At 65.9% G+C, this 19,901-nt stretch carries 19 protein-coding genes; 6 read left to right on the forward strand and 13 right to left on the reverse strand.

Annotated features, from left to right (window positions below):
- Positions 1-15: 15 nt before the first annotated feature.
- The 3 genes from DPV74_RS18530 (at position 16) to DPV74_RS18540 (ending at position 3,394) form a co-directional block, all read left to right on the forward strand.
- Positions 16-744 (forward strand): DsbC family protein, encoded by a 729-nt coding sequence (locus DPV74_RS18530; RefSeq protein ID WP_021156966.1) that lies wholly within the window; start codon positions 16-18, stop codon positions 742-744.
- 106 nt (positions 745-850) lie between these two features.
- The gene (locus DPV74_RS18535) at positions 851-2,650 is read left to right on the forward strand and encodes a M61 family metallopeptidase (protein ID WP_060373197.1); all 1,800 of its coding nucleotides are present in this window, start codon (positions 851-853) and stop codon (positions 2,648-2,650) included.
- 147 nt (positions 2,651-2,797) lie between these two features.
- Positions 2,798-3,394 carry an FMN-dependent NADH-azoreductase gene (locus DPV74_RS18540; RefSeq protein ID WP_119337738.1) on the forward strand — a complete coding sequence of 199 codons (597 nt, stop codon included), beginning with the start codon at positions 2,798-2,800 and terminating at the stop codon, positions 3,392-3,394.
- A gap of 117 nt (positions 3,395-3,511) precedes the next feature.
- Here DPV74_RS18540 and DPV74_RS18545 read toward each other — a convergent pair whose 3' ends face one another.
- The 8 genes from DPV74_RS18545 to rpe all read right to left on the reverse strand — a co-directional run bounded on the left by DPV74_RS18545 (position 3,512) and on the right by rpe (position 10,826).
- Positions 3,512-4,417, reverse strand: coding sequence for a uracil-DNA glycosylase (locus tag DPV74_RS18545; protein WP_059688471.1), 906 nt, complete (start codon positions 4,415-4,417; stop codon positions 3,512-3,514).
- Positions 4,418-4,429: 12 nt separating this feature from the next.
- Positions 4,430-5,056, reverse strand: a complete 627-nt coding sequence (locus DPV74_RS18550) for a CYTH domain-containing protein (RefSeq protein WP_048026371.1) — start codon at positions 5,054-5,056, stop codon at positions 4,430-4,432.
- On the reverse strand, positions 5,056-5,841 hold the full coding sequence (gene trpC / locus DPV74_RS18555; protein ID WP_027788473.1) for an indole-3-glycerol phosphate synthase TrpC: 786 nt from the start codon (positions 5,839-5,841) through the stop codon (positions 5,056-5,058). Before trpC ends, DPV74_RS18550 begins: the two co-directional genes overlap by 1 nt.
- 29 nt (positions 5,842-5,870) lie before the next feature.
- On the reverse strand, positions 5,871-6,902 hold the full coding sequence (trpD, locus tag DPV74_RS18560) for an anthranilate phosphoribosyltransferase (RefSeq protein ID WP_027788472.1): 1,032 nt from the start codon (positions 6,900-6,902) through the stop codon (positions 5,871-5,873).
- A 13-nt stretch (positions 6,903-6,915) separates the two neighbouring features.
- Complete coding sequence (locus tag DPV74_RS18565; RefSeq protein WP_027788471.1) at positions 6,916-7,506, reverse strand: aminodeoxychorismate/anthranilate synthase component II; 591 nt, start codon at positions 7,504-7,506, stop codon at positions 6,916-6,918.
- 13 nt (positions 7,507-7,519) lie between these two features.
- On the reverse strand, positions 7,520-9,013 hold the full coding sequence (gene trpE / locus DPV74_RS18570) for an anthranilate synthase component I (protein ID WP_027788470.1): 1,494 nt from the start codon (positions 9,011-9,013) through the stop codon (positions 7,520-7,522).
- Positions 9,014-9,370: 357 nt separating this feature from the next.
- Positions 9,371-10,135, reverse strand: a complete 765-nt coding sequence (locus tag DPV74_RS18575) for a phosphoglycolate phosphatase (RefSeq protein ID WP_119337739.1) — start codon at positions 10,133-10,135, stop codon at positions 9,371-9,373.
- A 4-nt stretch (positions 10,136-10,139) separates the two neighbouring features.
- The gene (rpe, locus tag DPV74_RS18580) at positions 10,140-10,826 is read right to left on the reverse strand and encodes a ribulose-phosphate 3-epimerase (protein WP_011883156.1); all 687 of its coding nucleotides are present in this window, start codon (positions 10,824-10,826) and stop codon (positions 10,140-10,142) included.
- A 178-nt stretch (positions 10,827-11,004) separates the two neighbouring features.
- Between rpe and apaG the strand changes: the two genes are divergently transcribed.
- Together apaG and DPV74_RS18590 are read left to right on the forward strand one after the other, a co-directional pair.
- Positions 11,005-11,379, forward strand: a complete 375-nt coding sequence (gene apaG, locus DPV74_RS18585) for a Co2+/Mg2+ efflux protein ApaG (RefSeq protein WP_011350820.1) — start codon at positions 11,005-11,007, stop codon at positions 11,377-11,379.
- An 81-nt stretch (positions 11,380-11,460) separates the two neighbouring features.
- Positions 11,461-12,693, forward strand: a complete 1,233-nt coding sequence (locus DPV74_RS18590) for a murein transglycosylase A (RefSeq protein ID WP_059699744.1) — start codon at positions 11,461-11,463, stop codon at positions 12,691-12,693.
- Between the two features lie 105 nt (positions 12,694-12,798).
- Here the strand turns inward: DPV74_RS18590 and paaK are convergent, their stop codons facing one another.
- From paaK to paaN, 5 genes are all read right to left on the reverse strand, one after another.
- Positions 12,799-14,097, reverse strand: a complete 1,299-nt coding sequence (paaK, locus tag DPV74_RS18595) for a phenylacetate--CoA ligase PaaK (RefSeq protein WP_059498650.1) — start codon at positions 14,095-14,097, stop codon at positions 12,799-12,801.
- Between the two features lie 38 nt (positions 14,098-14,135).
- Positions 14,136-14,588, reverse strand: a complete 453-nt coding sequence (paaI, locus tag DPV74_RS18600; RefSeq protein WP_042973051.1) for a hydroxyphenylacetyl-CoA thioesterase PaaI — start codon at positions 14,586-14,588, stop codon at positions 14,136-14,138.
- Between the two features lies 1 nt (position 14,589).
- On the reverse strand, positions 14,590-15,381 hold the full coding sequence (gene paaG / locus DPV74_RS18605) for a 2-(1,2-epoxy-1,2-dihydrophenyl)acetyl-CoA isomerase PaaG (RefSeq protein ID WP_021156977.1): 792 nt from the start codon (positions 15,379-15,381) through the stop codon (positions 14,590-14,592).
- Positions 15,382-15,426: 45 nt separating this feature from the next.
- On the reverse strand, positions 15,427-16,629 hold the full coding sequence (gene pcaF / locus DPV74_RS18610; RefSeq protein WP_027788464.1) for a 3-oxoadipyl-CoA thiolase: 1,203 nt from the start codon (positions 16,627-16,629) through the stop codon (positions 15,427-15,429).
- An 87-nt stretch (positions 16,630-16,716) separates the two neighbouring features.
- Positions 16,717-18,423, reverse strand: coding sequence for a phenylacetic acid degradation protein PaaN (gene paaN / locus DPV74_RS18615; RefSeq protein ID WP_119337740.1), 1,707 nt, complete (start codon positions 18,421-18,423; stop codon positions 16,717-16,719).
- A gap of 129 nt (positions 18,424-18,552) precedes the next feature.
- Between paaN and DPV74_RS18620 the strand changes: the two genes are divergently transcribed.
- A complete protein-coding gene (locus DPV74_RS18620; protein ID WP_059699742.1) occupies positions 18,553-19,329 on the forward strand; it encodes an enoyl-CoA hydratase in 777 nt (258 codons plus the stop codon).
- Positions 19,330-19,901 lie beyond the last annotated feature (572 nt).

The following is a 19,901-nucleotide window of genomic DNA, read 5'->3' on the forward strand; positions in this document are numbered from 1 at the left end:
TGAAGGAAGATTTCGATGAAAAAAACGATCCGCATCGCGTCGCTGGCGCTGGCCGTCACGATGGCGACGCTTGGCTGCACCGCGCAGGCCGACCAGACCACCGACAAGCTGAAAGCCACGCTGCAGGCCCGCCTCGGCAACGATGCGCCGATCAAGAGCGTGTCGAAATCGCCGGTCGCGGGCCTGTACGAAGTGAACCTCGGCTCGCAGATCATCTATAGCGATGCGGCGGGCGACTACGTGCTGCTCGGCGATCTCGTCGACACCAAGACGCACAAGAACCTGACCGACGCCCGCCTGTCCGAAATCAACAAGATCGACTTCGCGAGCCTGCCGTTCGCGAATGCGATCAAGGTCGTCAAGGGCAACGGCGCCCGCAAGATCGCGGTGTTCTCCGATCCGAACTGCCCGTACTGCAAGAAGCTCGAGACGACGCTGCAGTCGGTCGACAACGTGACCGTCTACACGTTCCTGTACCCGGTGCTGTCGCCGGATTCGACCGCGAAGTCGAAGGCGATCTGGTGTGCGACCGATCGCGCGAAAACGTGGGAGAGCTGGATGCTCGACCATCGCGCACCGACCGGCGCCGGTACCTGCGATACCGCCGCACTCGACAAGAACCTCGCGCTCGGCCGCGGGATGAACGTCACGGGCACGCCGACGATCTTCCTGCCGGACGGCCGCCGCCTGCCGGGCGCCGTATCGGCCGACCAGCTCAACCAGGCGCTCGCGTCGAGCAAGTAACCGACCACACGCCGGGCCGCATGGCCCGGCCAGCGAGGGGCGCCCGCATGACCTGCCGGCGCCTCTCTTCGTTTCCGCCGCCGTATTCGACCGTCCGATTCCCACGATGACCCAGCCGATCCGCTATTCGATTGTCCCGAAAGATCTTGCCGCGCACCTGTTCGAAGTGTCGGTGACGGTCACCGATCCCGACCCCGAAGGCCAGCGCTTTTCGCTGCCGGTGTGGATTCCGGGCAGCTACCTCGTGCGCGAGTTCGCGCGCAACATCGTGACGCTCGGCGCATTCAACGACGCGGGCCGCAAGGTGCGGATCGCAAAGACCGACAAGCACACGTGGCAGGCCGCGCCCGTGAACGGCACGCTGACCCTGCGCTACGACGTGTACGCGTGGGACCTGTCGGTGCGCTCCGCGTATCTCGACGAATCGGGCGGCTTCTTCAACGCGACAGCCGTGTTCCTGAGCGTCGCCGGCCGCGAGGACGCGCCGTGTGAAGTCGACATCGGGAAGCCGGCCGGCGCGGCGTTCCGCACGTGGCGCGTCGGCACTGCGTTGCCCGAGGCGCGCGGCACGAAGCGCTACGGGTTCGGCGCGTACCGCGCAGCGAACTACGACGAGCTTTCCGACCATCCGGTGACGATCGGCGAATTCGCGCTGGCGACGTTCGACGCGCACGGCGTGCCGCACGACATCGTGATCGCGGGGCGTGTGACGCAGCTCGATATGGAGCGCCTGCGCACCGACCTGAAGCGCGTGTGCGAAGCACAGATCGCGCTGTTCGAGCCGAAATCGAAGAAGGCGCCGATGGACCGTTACGTGTTCATGACGCTTGCGGTCAGCGACGGTTACGGCGGTCTCGAGCATCGCGCGTCGACCGCGCTGATCTGCAACCGCACCGACCTGCCGGCGAAGGGGCGACCCGAAACGACGGAAGGCTATCGCACGTACCTCGGTCTCTGCAGTCACGAGTACTTCCATACCTGGAACGTGAAGCGCATCAAGCCGGCGGCGTTCGTGCCGTACGACCTGACGCGCGAGAATTACACGTCGCTGCTGTGGCTGTTCGAAGGCTTCACGTCGTATTACGACGACCTGATGCTGGTGCGCAGCGGGCTGATGTCGCAGGACGAATATTTCGCGGCGCTCGGCCGCACGGTCGGCGGCGTGCTGCGCGGCACGGGCCGGCTCAAGCAAAGCGTCGCGGAAAGCTCGTTCGACGCGTGGATCAAGTACTACCGCCAGGACGAGAACGCGACCAACGCGATCGTCAGCTATTACACGAAGGGTTCGCTGGTCGCGCTCGCGTTCGATCTCGCGATCCGCGCGCAGACGCGCAACCGGAAGTCGCTCGACGACGTGATGCGTCTGCTGTGGCAGCGTTACGGCCGCGATTTCTACCGCGGCAAGCAGGCGGGCGTCGAGGAAAACGAAGTCGAGACGCTGATCGAGGAAGCGACGGGCGTCGCGCTCGGCCGCCTGTTCACCGATGCCGTGCACGGCACGCGCGACCTGCCGCTCGCCGAACTGCTCGCACCGTTCGGCGTGACGCTCACGCCGGATGTCGCGAACGGCGCGGCCGCGAAGCCGACGATCGGCGCACGCCTGCGCGGCGGTGCGGACTGCACGTTCGCGGCGGTCTACGAAGGCGGTGCCGCGCATCGCGCGGGGCTGTCGGCCGGCGACACGCTGATCGCGGTCGACGGGCTGCGCGTCACGGGCACCAACCTCGACGCGCTGCTTGCGCGCTACCGGCCGGGCGACAAGGTCGAGGTTCATGCATTCCGTCGCGACGAGCTGCGCACCGCGAAACTGAAGCTCGACGGCCCCGAAGTCACGCGCTACCGGCTGACGGCGGCCGCGAAGCCGGCGGCGGTATCGAAGGCCCGGGAAGCCTGGCTGAAGGGCTGATCGTACGAAGGCGGGTATCGGGGCGCGATCGAGGATTGTTCTGTTGTTGCAACAATCCGTCGCCCTGAACCCGCTTTTTCGCGGTCATGCGGCCACGCACAATGGCGTCACTCGCGCTACCGAAGCGCAACCCTACTGGAGCCTGACATGACGACCATTCTGCAAATCAATTCCGCGGCGCGTTCGCAAGGTGCGCAATCCACGCTGCTGGCCAATGAACTGACGGCAAAGCTGCAACAATCGAACCCCGGCGCGAAGGTCGTGGTTCGTGACCTGCTGGCCGATGCGCTGCCGCACCTCGACGAATCGGTGCTCGGCGCGTTCTTCACGCCGGCCGACAAGCGCACCGCGGAACAGAATGCGATCGTCGCGAAGAGCGATGCACTGATCGCCGAACTGCAAGCCGCCGACATCGTCGTGATCGGCGCACCGATGTACAACTTCGGCGTGTCGTCGCAACTGAAGGCGTATTTCGACTGGATCGCCCGTGCAGGCGTCACGTTCCGCTACACCGAGAACGGCCCGGAAGGCCTGATCAAGGGCAAGAAGGTTCACGTGGTGACGGCCCGTGGCGGCAAGTACCTGGGTACGCCGAACGACAGCCAGACGCCGTACCTGCGCTCGTTCCTCGGCTTCATCGGCCTGACCGACGTGAACTTCATTCACGCTGAAGGCCTGAACCTCGGGCAGGACGCGCAAAGCGCCGCGCTCGCCAGCGCACGCGAAGCGATCGCCGCCGCGTAAGGAAGGCCGACGCGGGTGCGACGCACCTGCTGCATCGCCCGATAAAAAAAACGCCGCGTTCCCGAAAGGGACGCGGCGCTTTTGCATGCTTGCCGGCACGAAGGGACCGGCAGCGCGTTACGCGAGCGTTTCGGCGACTTCCGGCAGGCGCCAGTCGATCGGCTCGCGGCCGGCATCGACCAGATAGTCGTTCGCGAGCGCGAAATGGCGGCAACCGAGGAAACCGCGGTGCGCGGACAGCGGCGACGGATGCGGTGCCTCGAGCACGCAATGCGCGCTTGCGTCGAACAGTGCGCGCTTCGCCTGCGCGTGTGCGCCCCACAGCATGAACACGAGCCCGCGATGACGGCCGGCGAGTTCGCGGATCAGCGTGTCCGTGCACTGCTCCCAGCCGCGCTTCGCATGGCTCGCGGCCGCGCCGCGCTCGACCGTCAGCACCGTGTTGAGCAGCAGCACGCCCTGGCGTGCCCAGGTGTCGAGGCAGCCGTGGCGTGGCGTGTCATGACCGAAGTTCGCGGCGATTTCCTTGAAGATGTTGCGCAGCGACGGCGGCGTGCGCACGGCGGGCGGCACCGAGAATGCGAGCCCGTGCGCCTGCGGCGTGCCGCGATCGTCGCCGTGATACGGATCCTGGCCGAGGATCACGACTTTCACGTCGTCCGGGCTCGTCAGGCGCAGCGCGCGGAACACGTCGGTCGGGTAGACCGTCTTGCCGGCCGCACGCTCGTCGTCGACGAAGCGGCACAGCGGCGCATATGCGTCGCTGTCGGTAAAGGGTTTCAGCACGTCGCGCCAGACGGCAGGCAGCGCGTCGAATTGCGCGGCGAGGTGCGGAACGTTGGCGGCGGCAGGCTGCGGTGCCGCCGGTGCCGCAGCCGATGCGGCGGCTTTCTTGGCGGGCTTGCGCCCGGCCGCGGGCGGCTCGGAAGGCGGGGACGGAAGATCGGCCGGTGCCGTTTCCGGCACGGGATCGTCGAACAGCGACGCCTGTTGCGGCGCGCGGGAAGTCTTGCGGGTTGCCATGCGTGATGCGTGTTATTGCGCGCGCAGCCGGTAGCCGCGCTGCGCCTTGCTGATGTTTTCGGGAGCGAGGCCCGGCAGCGCCTGCTGCAGTTCGGCGGCGAGCGTTGCGAGCGCCGCTTCCGGGCCGTCGATCAGTTCGAGTTCGATTTCGCTGATCGGTTCGCGGCGCGTTTCGTGTTCCGCCTGGACGACGATCTCGCCGATGTCCACCGCGGCTTCGACGGTTGCGCCGCCGATTGCGATGCGCCACAGCGTACGCGAAAAATCCGTGCGGAACAGCGCACGCAGCGCGCCGGCCGCGTCATTCAGCGCGGCGGCGGCCTCCGGCACGTCGCAGGCCGCGACGAGCGCATCGATCTCGAGCGCGTCGCCGGCGACCGGCAGTTCCCATTCGTGGCGGCGGTGCAGGCCGCCTTCCGCGCTGCCGACCGTCTTGAACGTCTGCAGCCAGCCCTGCGGCGCGCGGCGCACGCGCACCGCGCTCTTCGAGCGGGCCAGCGCGAGATCGGGCGTGTCGTAGTAGACGTTCGCGAGCGTGATGTCGTGGCCGGGTTCGCCGGTCAGCGTCTCGAAGAAGCGTCGCGCGGCCTCGGCCTGGCCGGCCGGCAGCGCGAGCTTGATTTCCTTTTCGATCGCCATCAGAAGAACATCCGTGCGAGTTCCTCGCCCGGCTGGTCGGCACGCATGAACGCTTCTCCGACGAGGAACGTGTTCACGTTCGCCGCGCGCATCGTGTCGACATCGGTGCGCGACAGGATCCCCGACTCGGTCACGACGATGCGGTCCGCCGGAATCATGTCGAGCATGTCGAGCGTGGTCTGGATCGACGTCTCGAACGTGCGCAGGTTGCGGTTGTTGATGCCGAGCAGCGGTGTCTTGAGCGTCAGCGCCTGTTCCATCTCGTTGCGGTCGTGCACTTCGACCAGCACCGCGAGGCCGAGCGAGTGAGCATACGCTTCGAGATCCTGCATCAGCGGCGTGTCGAGCGCGGCGGCGATCAGCAGGATCGCGTCCGCGCCCATCGCGCGCGCTTCCACGATCTGGTACGCGTCGACGATGAAGTCCTTGCGCAGCACCGGCAGCGTGCAGGCCGCGCGCGCTTCCTCGAGATAGCGGACGCTGCCCTGGAAGAACTGCTCGTCGGTCAGCACCGACAGGCACGCGGCGCCGTGCTCCGCATACGAACGGGCGATGTCGGCCGGCACGAAATGCTCGCGCAGCACGCCCTTCGACGGGCTGGCCTTCTTGATTTCGGAAATCACGGCCGCGTGGCCGGCTGCGTGTTTCGCGCGCAGTGCGCCGACGAAGTCGCGCAGGTCGCGCGCGGAGGCTTCCAGTTTCAGTGCCTCGAGCGGCGCGCTGCGCATGGCCGCCGCGACTTCTTCGCGCTTGACGGCAATGATTCGGTCGAGAATGTCGCTCATGTGGGTTCCTGCTTGATTCGTAAGGGGAGTCAGCGCTTGAACTGCTGCGTGAAGCGCACGAGTTCGTCGACCTTCGCGCGGGCCTTGCCGCTCGCGATCGCTTCGCGGGCGAGCTGGATGCCGTCCGCGATCGATTCGGCGACGTTCGCCGCATAGAGTGCGGTGCCCGCGTTCAGCGTGACGATCTCGCGCGCGACGCCCGGCTGGTTGTCCAGCGCGCCGAGCAGCATCGTGCGCGATTCGTCGGCATTTTCCACCTTCAGCGTGCGGTTCGACACCATCTGCAGGCCGAAATCTTCCGGATGGATCTCGTATTCGTGCACCTTGCCGTCGCGCAATTCACCGACGAGCGTCGCGGCGCCGAGCGAAACCTCGTCCATCCCGTCCTTGCCGTACACCACGAGCACGTGCTGCGCGCCGAGACGCTGCATCACGCGCACCTGGATGCCGACGAGGTCGGGGTGGAACACGCCCATCAGCTGGTTCGGTGCGCCGGCCGGATTGGTCAGCGGGCCGAGGATGTTGAAGATCGTGCGCACGCCGAGTTCGCGGCGCACGGCCGCGATGTTCTTCATCGCCGGGTGATGGTTCGGCGCGAACATGAAGCCCATGCCGGTTTCGGCGATCGACGCGGCGACCTGCTCCGACTGCAGGTCGATGTTCACGCCGAGCGCCTCGAGCACGTCGGCGCTGCCGGACTTGCTCGATACGCCGCGGTTGCCGTGCTTCGCGACCTTCGCGCCGGCCGCGGCCGTGACGAACATCGACGCGGTCGAGATGTTGAACGTGTGCGAGCCATCGCCGCCGGTGCCGACGATGTCGACGAAGTTCGAGTTGTCCTGCACCTCGACGTGGTTCGCGAATTCGCGCATCACGGTCGCGGCCGCGGCGATCTCGCCGATCGTCTCCTTCTTCACGCGCAGCCCGGTGATGATCGCGGCCGCCATCACGGGCGACATGTCGCCGCGCATGATGAGCCGCATCAGGTGCAGCATCTCGTCGTGGAAGATCTCGCGGTGTTCGATCGTGCGCTGCAGCGCTTCCTGCGGGGTAATCGTCATCGTGTGGCTCCCGTCAGGCGGCTTGCGCGGCTGCGGCGCGTGCCTGTTTCAGGAAATTCTCGAGCAGTGCATGGCCATGCTCGGACAGGATCGATTCCGGGTGGAACTGTACGCCTTCGATCGGCAGCGTCTTGTGGCGCACGCCCATGATCTCGCCGTCGTCGGTCCACGCGGACACCTCGAGGCAGTCGGGCAGCGATTCGCGCTCGATCGCGAGCGAGTGGTAGCGCGTGACGTCGAAATGCTTCGGCAGGTCGGCGAACACGCCGCGGCAGTCGGTTTCGATCTTGCTTACCTTGCCGTGCATGATGGTCTTCGCGCGCACGACGCGGCCGCCGAATGCCTCGCCGATCGCCTGATGGCCGAGGCAGACGCCGAGGATCGGCTTCTTGCCCGAAAATTCACGCAGCACGTCGAGCGTGATGCCCGCGTGTTGCGGGTTGCTCGGGCCGGGCGACAGGCAGATCGCGTCGGGATTCAGGCGCGCGATCTCGTCGAGCGTGATTTCGTCGTTGCGGTAGGTGCGTACGTCCTCGCCGAGTTCGCCGAAGTACTGGACCAGGTTGTAGGTAAACGAGTCGTAGTTGTCGATCATGAGCAGCATGGTCAGTCTCCGGTCAGAAGTCGCTATCGAGGCCGTCCTGGACCTGTTCGGCCGCACGCAGCACCGCGCGCGCCTTGTTCTCGGTCTCTTGCCATTCGGATTCGGGCACCGAATCCGCGACGACGCCGGCCGCCGCTTGCACATACAGGTTGCCGTTGTGGATCAGGCCCGTCCGGATCGCGATCGCGAGATCCATCTCGCCCGAGAACGACAGGTAGCCGACGGCGCCGCCGTACAACCCGCGCTTGACCGGCTCGAGCTCGTCGATCAGTTCCATCGCGCGCACCTTCGGCGCGCCGGACAACGTGCCCGCCGGGAACGTCGCGCGCAGCACGTCGTAGTTCGTCATCCCGGGTTTCAGCTTGCCTTCGACCGAGCTGACGATGTGCTGCACGTGCGAGTATTTCTCGATGACCATCTTGTCGGTCACCTGCACCGAGCCGATTTCCGCGATGCGGCCGACGTCGTTGCGCGCGAGGTCGATCAGCATCACGTGCTCGGCGATCTCCTTCGGATCGTTGAGCAGTTCGGTCGCGAGTTCGGCATCGCGCTCGGGCGTGTTGCCGCGCGGGCGCGTGCCGGCGAGCGGACGGATCGTGACGATCTGGTCTTCGCCGCGCTTCTCCTGGCGCACGAGGATTTCCGGCGACGCGCCGACCACGTGGAAATCGCCGAAGTTGTAGTAGTACATGTACGGCGACGGGTTCAGCGAACGCAGCGCACGATACAGCGACAGCGGATTGTCGCGGTACGGCTTCGTCAGCCGCTGGCCGACCTGGATCTGCATCAGCTCGCCGGCCGCGATGTATTCCTTCGCCTGACGCACGGCGGCCAGATAGTCGTCCTTCTTGAACTCGCGGAAGGTTTCGGTGCGCACGCTCGCCGACGTGACGGGCGGCTGCACGGTCGTGCGCAGGCGCTGTTTCAGTTCGCGCAGGCGCTGTTTCGCCTTCGTGTAGGCTTCGGCCTGGCTCGGGTCCGCGTAGATGATCAGGTACAGCTTGCCGGCGAGGTTGTCGATGACCGCGACTTCCTCGGTCAGCAGCAACTGGATGTCGGGCAGGCCGAGATCGTCGCGCGGTGCGGTGTTCGCGAGCTTCTTCTCGATGTAGCGCACCGCGTCGTAGCCGAAGTAGCCGGCGAGACCGCCGCAGAAGCGCGGCAGGCCCGGGCGCTGCGCCACCTTGAAGCGCGCCTGGAACGATTCGATGAACTGGAACGGGTCACCTTCATGCGTCTCGACGACCTGGCCGTCGCGCACGACTTCCGACACGCCGTTACGGGTGCGGACGAGCGTGCGGGCCGGCAGGCCGATGAACGAGTAGCGGCCGAAGCGTTCGCCGCCGACCACCGATTCCAGCAGGAACGAGTTGGCGCCCGCGCGTTCGGGCTGGGCCAGCTTCAGGTAGAGGGATAGCGGCGTTTCGAGATCGGCGAGGGCTTCCGCGATCAGCGGGATGCGGTTGTAGCCTTCGTTCGCGAGCGATTGGAATTCGAGTTCGGTCATGTTCCGGTCCTGTTCGGGACGAGCGGCGCGTGCGCCAGGGATCATTTGACGCTGCGCGGGTTGCCGTCGGCGAAAGGGCGGTCGATCGAGAAGTGCCTGTTGCCGGCCGGCACTCCGGGCGTGAACGTCGCGAGCCTGCGGCCGATCCTGAACGCAAGCGTTCGGGCGCGGTGAAACTCGAGGTGGTGCGACGGTCGGCGCGCGGATGCGCAGCGAGATAAAAAACGGCGCTGAAGACGTGCTTCAGCGTACCTCATCGAAGAGGTTAGCGCGACCAGCGACGCCAGGGCCAGGCTCCCCGGTCGATGCTGCTCAGACTCCGTTTTTTATTCAGAAACATGCAGATGGAAGAAATAATCAGATGGTTGGCCGGCCGGTGTTGTGCGCGGTAATTGCGCGAGCTGCGACCAGCAACGAATCGACTATACCATCCGAATTTATCGTTTGTATAGCTTTGCCGTGGTTGTAGCCGTACGGCACAGTCAGCGTCGCCATCCCGGCCGCGCGGCCGGCCAGCGCATCGTTTTCCGAGTCGCCGATCGCGACTGCCGCATCCGGAGCGACGCCGAGCGCGCTGCAGGCCGTCAGCATCGGCAGCGGATCGGGCTTCTTGCGCGCGACGCTGTCGCCGCCGAGCACGACGCCGAAGCAATCGGCCAGCCCGTATTGCTCGAGCAGTTCGACGGCGAAGCGATGCGGCTTGTTCGTCACGCACGCGAGCCGGATGCCGGCCGCACGCAATGCGTCGAGGCCGGCGGTTACGTCCGGATAGAGGCGCGTGTGGCGGCCGTTGATCTTCGCGTATTCGGTCTGGTAGATCGCCAGTGCGTCGTCGAAGCGCGCGTGCGCTTCGTCGGCCGGGAAGCGCGGTTTCAGCACGCTCTGGATCAGGTGTTCGGAGCCCTTGCCGACGTAGCCGATCACCTCGTCACGCGACGTGGTCGGCGCGCCGAGCTGCGTGAGCATCCCGTTGAGGCCGGCCGTGAAATCGTCGGCCGTGTCGACCATCGTGCCGTCGAGATCGATCAGCGCCGCGTCGATGCGCGGCGCGGCGAAGCGGATCGGGGCGGCTTCGGTTGCGGCCCCGGCCGGCGCATGGCCGGCGAGCGACGAATCGGCCACGGCGTCAGCTCCGCTCGACGGTAGCGAGCGCGGCGCGCATCTCGTCGATTACCTTGCGGTAGTCGGGCTTGCCGAAGATCGCCGAACCCGCGACGAAGGTGTCGGCCCCGGCCGCCGCGATTTCCGCGATGTTGTCGGTTTTCACGCCGCCGTCGACTTCGAGCAGGATCTCGCGGCCGGTGCGCTCGGTGTACGCGTCGATGCGTGCGCGTGCTTCGCGCAGCTTGTTCAGCGTTTCCGGGATGAACGACTGGCCGCCGAAGCCCGGGTTGACCGACATCAGCAGCACGAAGTCGAGGCGATCCATCACGTGATCGAGGTAGTTCAGCGGTGTCGCCGGATTGAACACGAGACCGGCCTTGCAGCCGTGGTCACGGATCAGCGACAGCGTGCGGTCGATGTGATCGGAGCCTTCCGGGTGGAAGCTGATCAGGTTTGCACCGGCCTTCGCAAAATCGGGCACGATCCGGTCGACCGGGCGCACCATCAGGTGCACGTCGATCGGCACCTGCACGTGCGGGCGGATCGCTTCGCACACGAGCGGGCCGATCGTCAGGTTCGGCACATAATGGTTGTCCATCACGTCGAAGTGGATCCAGTCGGCGCCGGCGGCGACGACGTTGCGGACTTCTTCGCCGAGCCGTGCGAAATCGGCCGACAGGATGCTGGGAGCGATACGGAATTGGGTCATGGCAGGGGAGCGGGGACGTTGCGGCGCAAAACCGTCATTCTACCGTCCGGCGACCCCGTGCGCGGCGGCGGGCCGTGCGGCCGAGGCCCGATTGCGCATAGAATGCCGAACCAATGCGGCGCGCCCGCGGCCCCGTTGCCCATGCCGGCACGGACAGTCACCTTCCACCGGAAACATCATGAGTCAGTATCAGTTCACCGTTTCGGTGAAAACCAGCTACTTGCCGGAACAATCCGACCCCGATCGCCGTCAATACGCATTCGCGTACACGCTGACGATCCGCAACACGGGACAGGTCGCGGCGCAGCTGATCGCGCGTCACTGGATCATCACGGACAGCGAGAACCACGTGCAGGAGGTGAAGGGGCTCGGCGTCGTCGGGCACCAGCCGCTGCTGCAGCCGGGCGAGCACTTCGAATACACGAGCTGGGCCGTGATCGCGACGCCGGTCGGCACGATGCGGGGCGCGTACTTCTGCGTGGCGGAAGACGGCGAGCGTTTCGAGGCGCCGGTCGACGAGTTCGCACTCCACATGCCGCGCACGCTGCATTGAGCGTGCGAAGCGCGTCAGCGCGGCTGGCGGTCGTTGTTGCCGCGGGCGTGCTTCTTTCTGCCCGACGACGTCCACACGACGATGAAGATCAGCAGGGCAAGCGCTACGAAGGCTTCGAGCGCAAAGATGAGCATCGGATATTGGTCGAGAAAATCTGACATGGCGGTTTCCATCAAGAACGGACATTGTATGTGGTTTGGGCCCCGGTTGGCCGGGTGGGCGGCAGCGGTCGCGGCGGCGGCGCTGCTTGCGGCGTGCGGCGGCGCGCCGACGCGGACTTCGTCGCTGAAGCCGCCGACCGGCGCGGCGATCGTGCCGGGGCAGGTCGCCGCGAAGCGACTCACGCCGGTCGCGTGGCAGCAGGTGCCGGGTTGGCAGGACGATTCGCTGATCGGCGCGACGGCCGCGTTGCGGCAGAACTGCGCGCGGCTCGCGCGCCAGCCGGCCTGGCAGCGTGCGTGTGCGGCTGCCGACCGGCTCGACGAGCTTGACGTCAGCAGTGCGCGGGCATTCTTCGAAACGTATTTCACGCCGTTCCAGTTCGCGAACACCGACGGTACGCTCGACGGGCTGGTGACCGGCTATTACGAGCCGCTGCTGCATGGTTCGCGCGTGCGTCGTGGCCCGTATCAGTACGCGCTGTACCGCTGGCCGGCCGGTTATCGCGCGGGCGCCGCGCTGCCGGCACGCGCGCAGCTCGAACGCGCCGGCATCCTGAACGGCAACGAACTCGTGTGGGTCGACGACCCGATCGAGGCGTTCTTCCTGCAGGTGCAGGGCTCGGGGCGCGTGCTGCTCGACGACGGTTCGGTGATGCGGGTCGGCTTCGGCGGCACCAACAACCAGCCGTACCGTTCGATCGGCAAGTGGCTGCTCGATCGCGGCGAACTGACGCCCGCCCAGGCGACGATGCAGGGTATCAAGGCGTGGGCGAAGGCGAACCCGAATCGCGTCGACGCGTTGCTCGACACGAACCCGCGGTTCGTGTTCTTCCGCGACATGCCGACCAAGGAGGATGCGCCGCACGGTGGTGCGGACGGCCCGATCGGCGCGCTCGGCGTACCGCTGACGCCGGAACGCTCGATCGCGGTCGACCCGTCGTCGATCCCGCTCGGCACGCCGGTGTTCCTGCAGACCACGCGCCCGCTGACGAATACGCCGATGAACCGGCTCGTGTTCGCGCAGGATACGGGCTCCGCGATCAAGGGCGGCGTGCGGGCCGACTATTTCTGGGGGCTCGGCGACGACGCAGGCGATCAGGCCGGGCGGATGAAGCAGGTCGGCCGGATGTGGCTGCTGTTCCCGAACTCGTGACTTGAGGCGGCCCGGAATGAAACAGCCCGATCGGCGTTGGCCGATCGGGCTGTTTCATTTGCAATCGCGGATTCACCGCACGTCGTGCACGCGCAGCGATTGCCGTCAGCCCTTGCGCTTGTCGACGACGCGTCGCGCCTTGCCGACCGAACGCTCGATCCCGTTCACGGGCAGCACGTTGATTACGGCCGTCACGCCGATCAGCGACTTGATGTCGTGTGCGAGCGCCTGTTTGGCCGCATGAATCGCCGCCGTATCGGGCGCAGTCTCCGGACAGGGCTCGACATTGAGCGTCAGCACGTCGAGCGGGCCTTCCTTTGTCAGTACGATCTGGTAGTGCGGTGCGAGCGCGCGCTGCTTGAGCAGCTGCTCCTCGATTTGCGTCGGGAACACGTTGACACCGCGCACGATCATCATGTCGTCCGAACGCCCCGTGATCTTCTCCATCCGGCGCATCGTGCGGGCAGTGCCAGGCAGCAGCCGCGTGAGGTCGCGGGTCCGGTAGCGGACGATCGGCAGTGCCTCCTTCGTCAGCGACGTGAACACGAGCTCGCCGAGTTCGCCGTCCGGAAGCACTTCGCCGGTTTCAGGGTCGATGATTTCCGGATAGAAGTGGTCTTCCCAGATGGTCGGGCCGTCCTTGGTCTCGACGCATTCGGACGCGACGCCGGGGCCCATCACTTCGGAAAGTCCGTAGATGTCGACCGCGTCGATGCCCATCCGCTGCTCGATCGCGACGCGCATGTCGTTGGTCCACGGTTCCGCGCCGAAGATGCCGATGCGCAGCGAACTCTGCACCGGATCGAGACCCTGGCGCTCGATTTCGTCGGCGATCGACAGCATGTAGCTCGGCGTCACCATGATGATGTCGGGCCGGAAATCCTGGATCAGCTGCACCTGCTTTTCGGTCTGGCCGCCGCCGAACGGGATCACGGTCAGCCCCGCGCGTTCGGCGCCGTAGTGCGCACCGAGCCCGCCTGTGAACAGGCCGTAGCCGTAGCTCACGTGCACCTTGTCGCCGCGGCGCGCACCGGCGGCGCGGATCGAGCGAGCGACGAGATTCGCCCATGTGTCGATGTCGCCGGCCGTATAGCCGACGACCGTCGGCTTGCCGGTCGTGCCCGACGACGCATGAATGCGCGAGATCTGGTCCTGCGGCACCGCGAACATCCCGAACGGGTAACTGTCGCGCAGGTCGCTCTTCGTCGTGAACGGGAAGCGCGACAGATCGGCGAGCGTCTTCAGGTCGTCCGGATGGACGCCCGCGTCGTCGAACTTGCGACGATAGACGGGAGAGTGGTCATACGCATGCCGGAGCGACCACTTGAGGCGTTCGAGCTGCAGCGCGGTCAACTCGTCGCGTGAGGCGGTCTCGATCGGCTCGAGCGGTAGCGGGGTAGTCATGCATGTCTCCAGTGTTTGTTATGTGCGAGCCGTCGGCGTCAGCGGTCTTCCGGGATGACCGTACCCTTGATCTGGGCGGATTTGCCGCGAAACATCGCGACGGTTTCTCCGGTCTGGTTCGTGACGCGGATGTCGTAGATCCCTTGGCGGCCGGCGCGTGCCTGCTCGATCGCCTCGGCCGTCAGCACGTCGTCGCCGTGCACGGGGCGCAGGAATTCGATCGAGCAGCCGGCCGCGACTGCGTTCACGTTGTACGAGTTGCATGCGAACGCGAACGTTGAATCGGCCAGCGTGAAGATGATCCCGCCATGGCAGGTCTGATGCCCGTTCAGGAATTCGGGCCGCACGCGCATTTGCAGGCGCGCGTAGCCGGCGCGTACTTCGGCGATTTCCATCCCGAACGCGCGGCTGCATGCGTCGGCGTCGTACATGGCTCGCGCGGCGGCACGGGCGAGCGAGTCGGGGTCGAGCGTGGCAGTGGCGTCCGTCATGTCAACGCCCCTCGAAGCGCGGTGCGCGCTTCTCGATGAACGCCTTCACGCCTTCCGCATAGTCGTACGACTGACCGAGCTTGCGCTGCAGGTCGCGTTCCTGGTCGAGTTGCTGATCGAGCGTGTTCGTGACGCTGTCGCGCATCGATTGCTTGATCGATGCGATCGCGAGCGTCGGCTGCTGCGCAAGCTGGGTGGCGAGCTGGCGGACTGACGCAGCGAGGGTGTCATCGTCGACCGCGCGCCAGATCAAGCCCCATTGCTCGGCCTGTTCGGCGCCGAGTTTGTCGCCGGTCAGCGCGAGCCCCAGCGCGCGTGCCATGCCGACGCGTTGCGGCAGGAACCATGTGCCGCCCGAATCGGGTACGAGCCCGATCTTGACGAAGGCCTGGATGAAACTGCTCGAGCGGGCGGCGAACACGAGATCGCACGCGAGCGCGAGGTTCGCGCCGGCGCCGGCCGCGGTGCCGTTGACGGCGGCGATGACCGGAATCGGCAGACGCTGCAGGCGGCGGATCAGCGGATTGAAGTGCTCGTCGATCAGCGCGCCGAGGTCGGTGGACGCGCCCGGCGTGAAGTCGAGATCGGCCAGGTCCTGGCCCGCGCAGAAGCCGCGCCCCGCGCCAGTCAGGATCAGCGCGCGCGCGCCGGCCGCCTCGACATCATCGAGTGCCGACTGCAGTTCGCGATGCATCGCCCGCGTAAAGCTGTTCAGCTTGTCGGGGCGGTTGAGGGTAATCGTGGCCACGTTCGAGGCGCGATCGATATCCAGCTGAATCGCCTGATAGGACATGCAGTTTCTCCTTCACGACTTCGTTATAGGCGCGCGGTGCGTGGGTTACACGCGTTCGATCGCGAGCGCGATACCCTGGCCGACGCCGATGCACATCGTACAGAGCGCAAAGCGGCCGCCCGTACGCTCGAGTTGGTGGAGCGCCGTGGTCACGAGCCGCGCGCCCGATGCGCCGAGCGGATGGCCCAGTGCGATTGCGCCGCCGTTCGGGTTCACGCGCGGATCGTCGTCGGCGACGCCGAGCATGCGCAGCACCGCCAGACCTTGCGACGCAAACGCCTCGTTCAGCTCGATCACGTCGAACTGGTCGATGGTCATGCCGAGCTGGCGCAGCAGTTTCTGCGTGGCCGGTGCGGGCCCGATGCCCATCACGCGCGGCGCGACGCCGGCCGTCGCCATTCCGACGACCCGTGCGCGGCGGCGCAGGCCGTACTGGTCCGCTGCCTGTGCATTGGCGAGCAGCAGCGCGCACGCACCGTCGTTGACGCCCGATGCGTTGCCGGCCGTCACCGAACCGTCCGGGCGCACGACGCCTTTCAGCTTCGCAAGCGCTTCGAGCGACGTTTCGCGCGGATGCTCGTCGCGCGAGACGACCAGCGGATCGCCTTTCTTCTGCGGAATCGTGACCGCGACGATTTCCTCGGCGAGCGTGCCGTCCTGCTGCGCACGCGCAGCCTTCTGCTGGCTGCGCAGCGCGAACAGATCCTGGTCGGCGCGGCTGACGTTGTAGTCGACCGCGACGTTCTCGGCCGTCTCCGGCATCGAATCGACGCCATACAGCTGTTTCATCAACGGATTGACGAAGCGCCAGCCGATCGTCGTATCGTAGATGTCGGCCTGGCGCGCGAATGCGCTCGCGGCCTTGCCCATCACGAACGGCGCGCGTGTCATGCTCTCGACGCCGCCCGCGATCATCAGGCGCGCCTCCCCGGCCTTGATCGCGCGCGCAGCAGTGCCGACCGCATCCATCCCGGAGCCGCACAGGCGGTTCAGCGTCGTGCCGGGCACGTCGGTCGGCAGCCCCGCGAGCAGCGCGGACATGCGCGCGACGTTGCGGTTGTCCTCACCGGCCTGGTTCGCGCAGCCGTAGATCACGTCGTCGATCGCTGACCAGTCGACGTCACGGTTGCGCTCCACGAGCGCCTTGAGCGGTACCGCACCGAGGTCGTCGGCGCGGACATCTTTCAGGGCGCCGCCGTAGCGGCCGATGGGGGTGCGAATCGCGTCGCAGATATAGGCGTCTGTCATGGGCGTATCGATGAGCAACGAACCCGCCGGGTGGCGGATTCGTTCATGGTAGAGAACGTGGCGGCGTTTGCACGTCGACCATTCGGGTTATGCAGGTTGACCGGCTTCCGCGGGTGCCGCTTTCGGCGCAACATGGACGCGGCTTTGCACGACGCGGAACCGATTGGCGACGAATGCCGGGTCCGCCAGCGCCGCGTTGGCTGCCGGGTTCGCGCCTGTGCCGTGGAAATCCGAGAATGCTGCCGACTGGTTCACGAACACGCCGCCGGTCAGGTTGATCGACAGCGCGACGCCGCCGCGCACCGCCGCATCGTGTGCAGCATCGACGATGGCTTCGTCGGTACTGTAGACGGAGAGCGTCAGCGCGCCATGTTCTGCCGCGATCTCACCGGCGAGATCGAGCGACTGCGCGGTCGAGGCGGTTGCGATCACGAACGAGATCGGGCCGAACCACTCCTGCGTGAATTTCTCGCGATCGGCCACGTCGAGTTGCAGCACGAGCGGTGTGCGCACGCGGGCATCGGGGAACGCGGGGTGCTGGAGGGTAAGGCTGTCGGCGAGCACGCGGCCGAGCTGGCGGGCGTCGTCGATGCGTGCGGTCACGCCTTCGTTCTGGATCGCGCCGATCAGTTCGACCGAGCGGGCCGGATCGCCGGTGAGTTTCTGCACTGCAACGGCGATTGCCTGTGCGACTTCGTCGAAGCTGGCACGGCCGTCCGCCGTCCGGATGCCGTCGCGCGGCACGTAGATGTTCTGCGGCGCCGTGCACATCTGGCCGGAGTACAGCGCCAGCGAGAACGCGATGTTCTTGGCGGTGGCCTTCAGGTCGTCGGTCGAGTCGATCACGATCTGGTTGACGCCTGCCTTCTCCGTATAGACCTGTGCCTGGTGGGCATGGCGCTCGAGCCACGTGCCGTTTTGCGTGCTGCCAGTGAAGTCGATCAGCTTGATCTCGGGGCGCAGCGCGAGATCCTGAACGAGTGCGCCGTCGTTGGGTTCGGTCGCGAGGAGCGTGACGACGTTCGGATCGAAGCCGGCTTCGCGCAGCACGTCGCGAGCGATCCGGACCGTGATTGCGAGAGGCAGGATCGCGCCCGGGTGCGGTTTGACGATCACGGTGTTGCCGGTGGCCAGATCGGCGAACAATCCCGGGTAGCCGTTCCAGGTCGGGAACGTGCAGCAGCCGAGTACGAGGCCGGTGCCGCGCGGGACGATCGTGTAGCGCTTGTGCATCGCGAGCGGCGGGTTCTTGCCTTGCGGCTTCTCCCAGTGCGCATCGGCCGGGATGCGGCGCAGTTCGTCCCACGCATAGGCAACGGCCTCGAGCGCGCGATCCTGCGCGTGCGGGCCGCCGGCCTGGAATGCCATCATGAATGCCTGCCCCGTGGTGTGCATCACGCTGTAGGCGATCTCGAAGCTCGCACGATTCAGGCGCGCGAGGATTTCGAGGCTGACGCCGATCCAGGCGCTCGGGCCGGCTTCACGCCATGAACGCTGCGCGGCGGCAGCGGCGGCGATCAGTTCGTCGGGCGTCGACTTCGGATACCGGATGCCCAGCGCGATGCCGTACGGCGACCGTTCCGCGCCGACCGTTTCTCCGGACGCCGGCTGGTCGAGCACGAACGTCTTGTCGAGGTATGACTTGAACGCGGCCTCGCCATCTGCGTTCGCGCTTTCCCCGTACACTTTGGGGCTCGGCATTTCTGCGAACGGGCTCCAGTACCCGCGGCTCTCGATGGCGGCGAGTGCGTGCTTCAGCGTGTCTTCGTGCTTCGTGAACAGTGCATGGGTCATGGCGGCAGCCTGATGGACGATGAGAGGGGTTGGATCGATTAATTAACCGACCGGTTGGTCGGAGAATGGTAGCATCAAACTATTCGCATGTGCGAGGCGTTTCTCATTTCATTGATCGAGGAGAAATAGATGGCTTACGAGAACATCCTGGTGGAGACCCGGGGGCGTGTCGGGCTGGTTACGCTGAACCGTCCGAAGGCGCTGAACGCGCTGAACGATGCGCTGATGGATGAACTGGGTGATGCGCTGAAGGCGTTCGATGCGGACGATGGCATCGGCGCGATCGTCGTGACCGGGAGCGAGAAGGCGTTCGCGGCTGGCGCGGACATCGGCATGATGGCGACCTATTCCTATATGGATGTCTACCGGGGCGACTACATCACACGTAACTGGGAGACAGTTCGCGAAATCCGCAAGCCGATCATTGCGGCGGTGTCGGGCTTTGCGCTGGGTGGTGGCTGCGAGCTGGCCATGATGTGCGACATCATCTTCGCGGCGGATACGGCCAAGTTCGGCCAGCCGGAAATCAAGCTGGGCGTCATGCCGGGTGCGGGCGGTACGCAGCGTCTGCCGCGCGCGGTGTCGAAGGCGAAGGCGATGGATATGTGCCTGACGGCCCGCTTCATGGATGCAGCCGAAGCGGAGCGTGCGGGGCTCGTGTCGCGTGTGCTGCCGGCCGCGACGCTTCTTGACGAGGCGATTGCCGCTGCGGCGACGATCGCCGAGTTTTCGCTGCCGGCGGTCATGATGGTCAAGGAGTCGGTGAACCGTGCGTACGAGACGACGCTGGCCGAGGGCGTTCACTTCGAGCGCCGGCTGTTCCATTCGCTGTTCGCGACCGAAGATCAGAAGGAGGGGATGGCGGCATTCGTTGAAAAGCGGAAGCCGGTGTTCAAGCACCGCTGATTGCGCTGCCCGAGGTAGGTGGCCCGGTGCCTGGCTGGTATCGGTTGTCGGTGTAATAACCCTCGGCCCGCCGAGCCCCAGCCCCCGTGCGCGCCAGCGCACGGGGGCCTTCTCAAAATATTTTCACAAAGGGCTTGCGCAGATGGGGGCGGGTGCTTAGAATCACGCCTCTTTCGCGCTAACGGAAACGCGGCGCGGGAGAGGGAAGCGAAGCTGGTGGTGTGCCGCAGTGTCGGGCACGCGGCTGGCCTAGAAGTTGAACCCCGCAGTCGCAACGATGTAGTGTAAAAAGTTGTTGACGAGCTGCGAAACACGGTTCATAATCTCGCTTCTCTGCTGCTGAAAACGCAGCGCTGCCGGGAAACACGAAGTTCCTCGCAGATTGCTCTTTAAAAATTAACAGCCGATAAGTGTGGGCGCTTGATGGAAGCGAGCTGATCTTCGGATCAGATAGCAAAAGTATCAAGAGTCTCACACTAAAGTAAGTCAGGTTTATGAAGTGATTCATATTCCTGTCAGCTTTGAGTGAGCGACCGGTTCTTAACCGAACCGAAAACAGTAACAGGTTTAAA

This window comes from Burkholderia sp. HAN2018 (assembly GCF_024704855.1).
GTDB lineage: Bacteria > Pseudomonadota > Gammaproteobacteria > Burkholderiales > Burkholderiaceae > Burkholderia > Burkholderia cepacia.

Excerpts from the sequence above, each read along its gene's own strand:
- pcaF (WP_027788464.1), bottom strand. The coding sequence starts at position 16,629 with ATGACAGACGCCTATATCTGCGACGCGATTCGCACCCCCATCGGCCGC.
- paaK (WP_059498650.1), bottom strand. The coding sequence starts at position 14,097 with ATGACTACCCCGCTACCGCTCGAGCCGATCGAGACCGCCTCACGCGAC.
- DPV74_RS18540 (WP_119337738.1), top strand. The coding sequence starts at position 2,798 with ATGACGACCATTCTGCAAATCAATTCCGCGGCGCGTTCGCAAGGTGCG.
- DPV74_RS18550 (WP_048026371.1), bottom strand. The coding sequence starts at position 5,056 with ATGGCGATCGAAAAGGAAATCAAGCTCGCGCTGCCGGCCGGCCAGGCC.
- paaG (WP_021156977.1), bottom strand. The coding sequence starts at position 15,381 with ATGTCCTATCAGGCGATTCAGCTGGATATCGATCGCGCCTCGAACGTG.
- paaI (WP_042973051.1), bottom strand. The coding sequence starts at position 14,588 with ATGACGGACGCCACTGCCACGCTCGACCCCGACTCGCTCGCCCGTGCC.
- DPV74_RS18545 (WP_059688471.1), bottom strand. The coding sequence starts at position 4,417 with ATGGCAACCCGCAAGACTTCCCGCGCGCCGCAACAGGCGTCGCTGTTC.
- DPV74_RS18535 (WP_060373197.1), top strand. The coding sequence starts at position 851 with ATGACCCAGCCGATCCGCTATTCGATTGTCCCGAAAGATCTTGCCGCG.
- DPV74_RS18620 (WP_059699742.1), top strand. The coding sequence starts at position 18,553 with ATGGCTTACGAGAACATCCTGGTGGAGACCCGGGGGCGTGTCGGGCTG.
- paaN (WP_119337740.1), bottom strand. The coding sequence starts at position 18,423 with ATGACCCATGCACTGTTCACGAAGCACGAAGACACGCTGAAGCACGCA.
- DPV74_RS18590 (WP_059699744.1), top strand. The coding sequence starts at position 11,461 with ATGAAGATCAGCAGGGCAAGCGCTACGAAGGCTTCGAGCGCAAAGATG.
- apaG (WP_011350820.1), top strand. The coding sequence starts at position 11,005 with ATGAGTCAGTATCAGTTCACCGTTTCGGTGAAAACCAGCTACTTGCCG.
- trpE (WP_027788470.1), bottom strand. The coding sequence starts at position 9,013 with ATGACCGAACTCGAATTCCAATCGCTCGCGAACGAAGGCTACAACCGC.
- trpC (WP_027788473.1), bottom strand. The coding sequence starts at position 5,841 with ATGAGCGACATTCTCGACCGAATCATTGCCGTCAAGCGCGAAGAAGTC.
- DPV74_RS18530 (WP_021156966.1), top strand. The coding sequence starts at position 16 with ATGAAAAAAACGATCCGCATCGCGTCGCTGGCGCTGGCCGTCACGATG.
- rpe (WP_011883156.1), bottom strand. The coding sequence starts at position 10,826 with ATGACCCAATTCCGTATCGCTCCCAGCATCCTGTCGGCCGATTTCGCA.
- trpD (WP_027788472.1), bottom strand. The coding sequence starts at position 6,902 with ATGACGATTACCCCGCAGGAAGCGCTGCAGCGCACGATCGAACACCGC.
- DPV74_RS18565 (WP_027788471.1), bottom strand. The coding sequence starts at position 7,506 with ATGCTGCTCATGATCGACAACTACGACTCGTTTACCTACAACCTGGTC.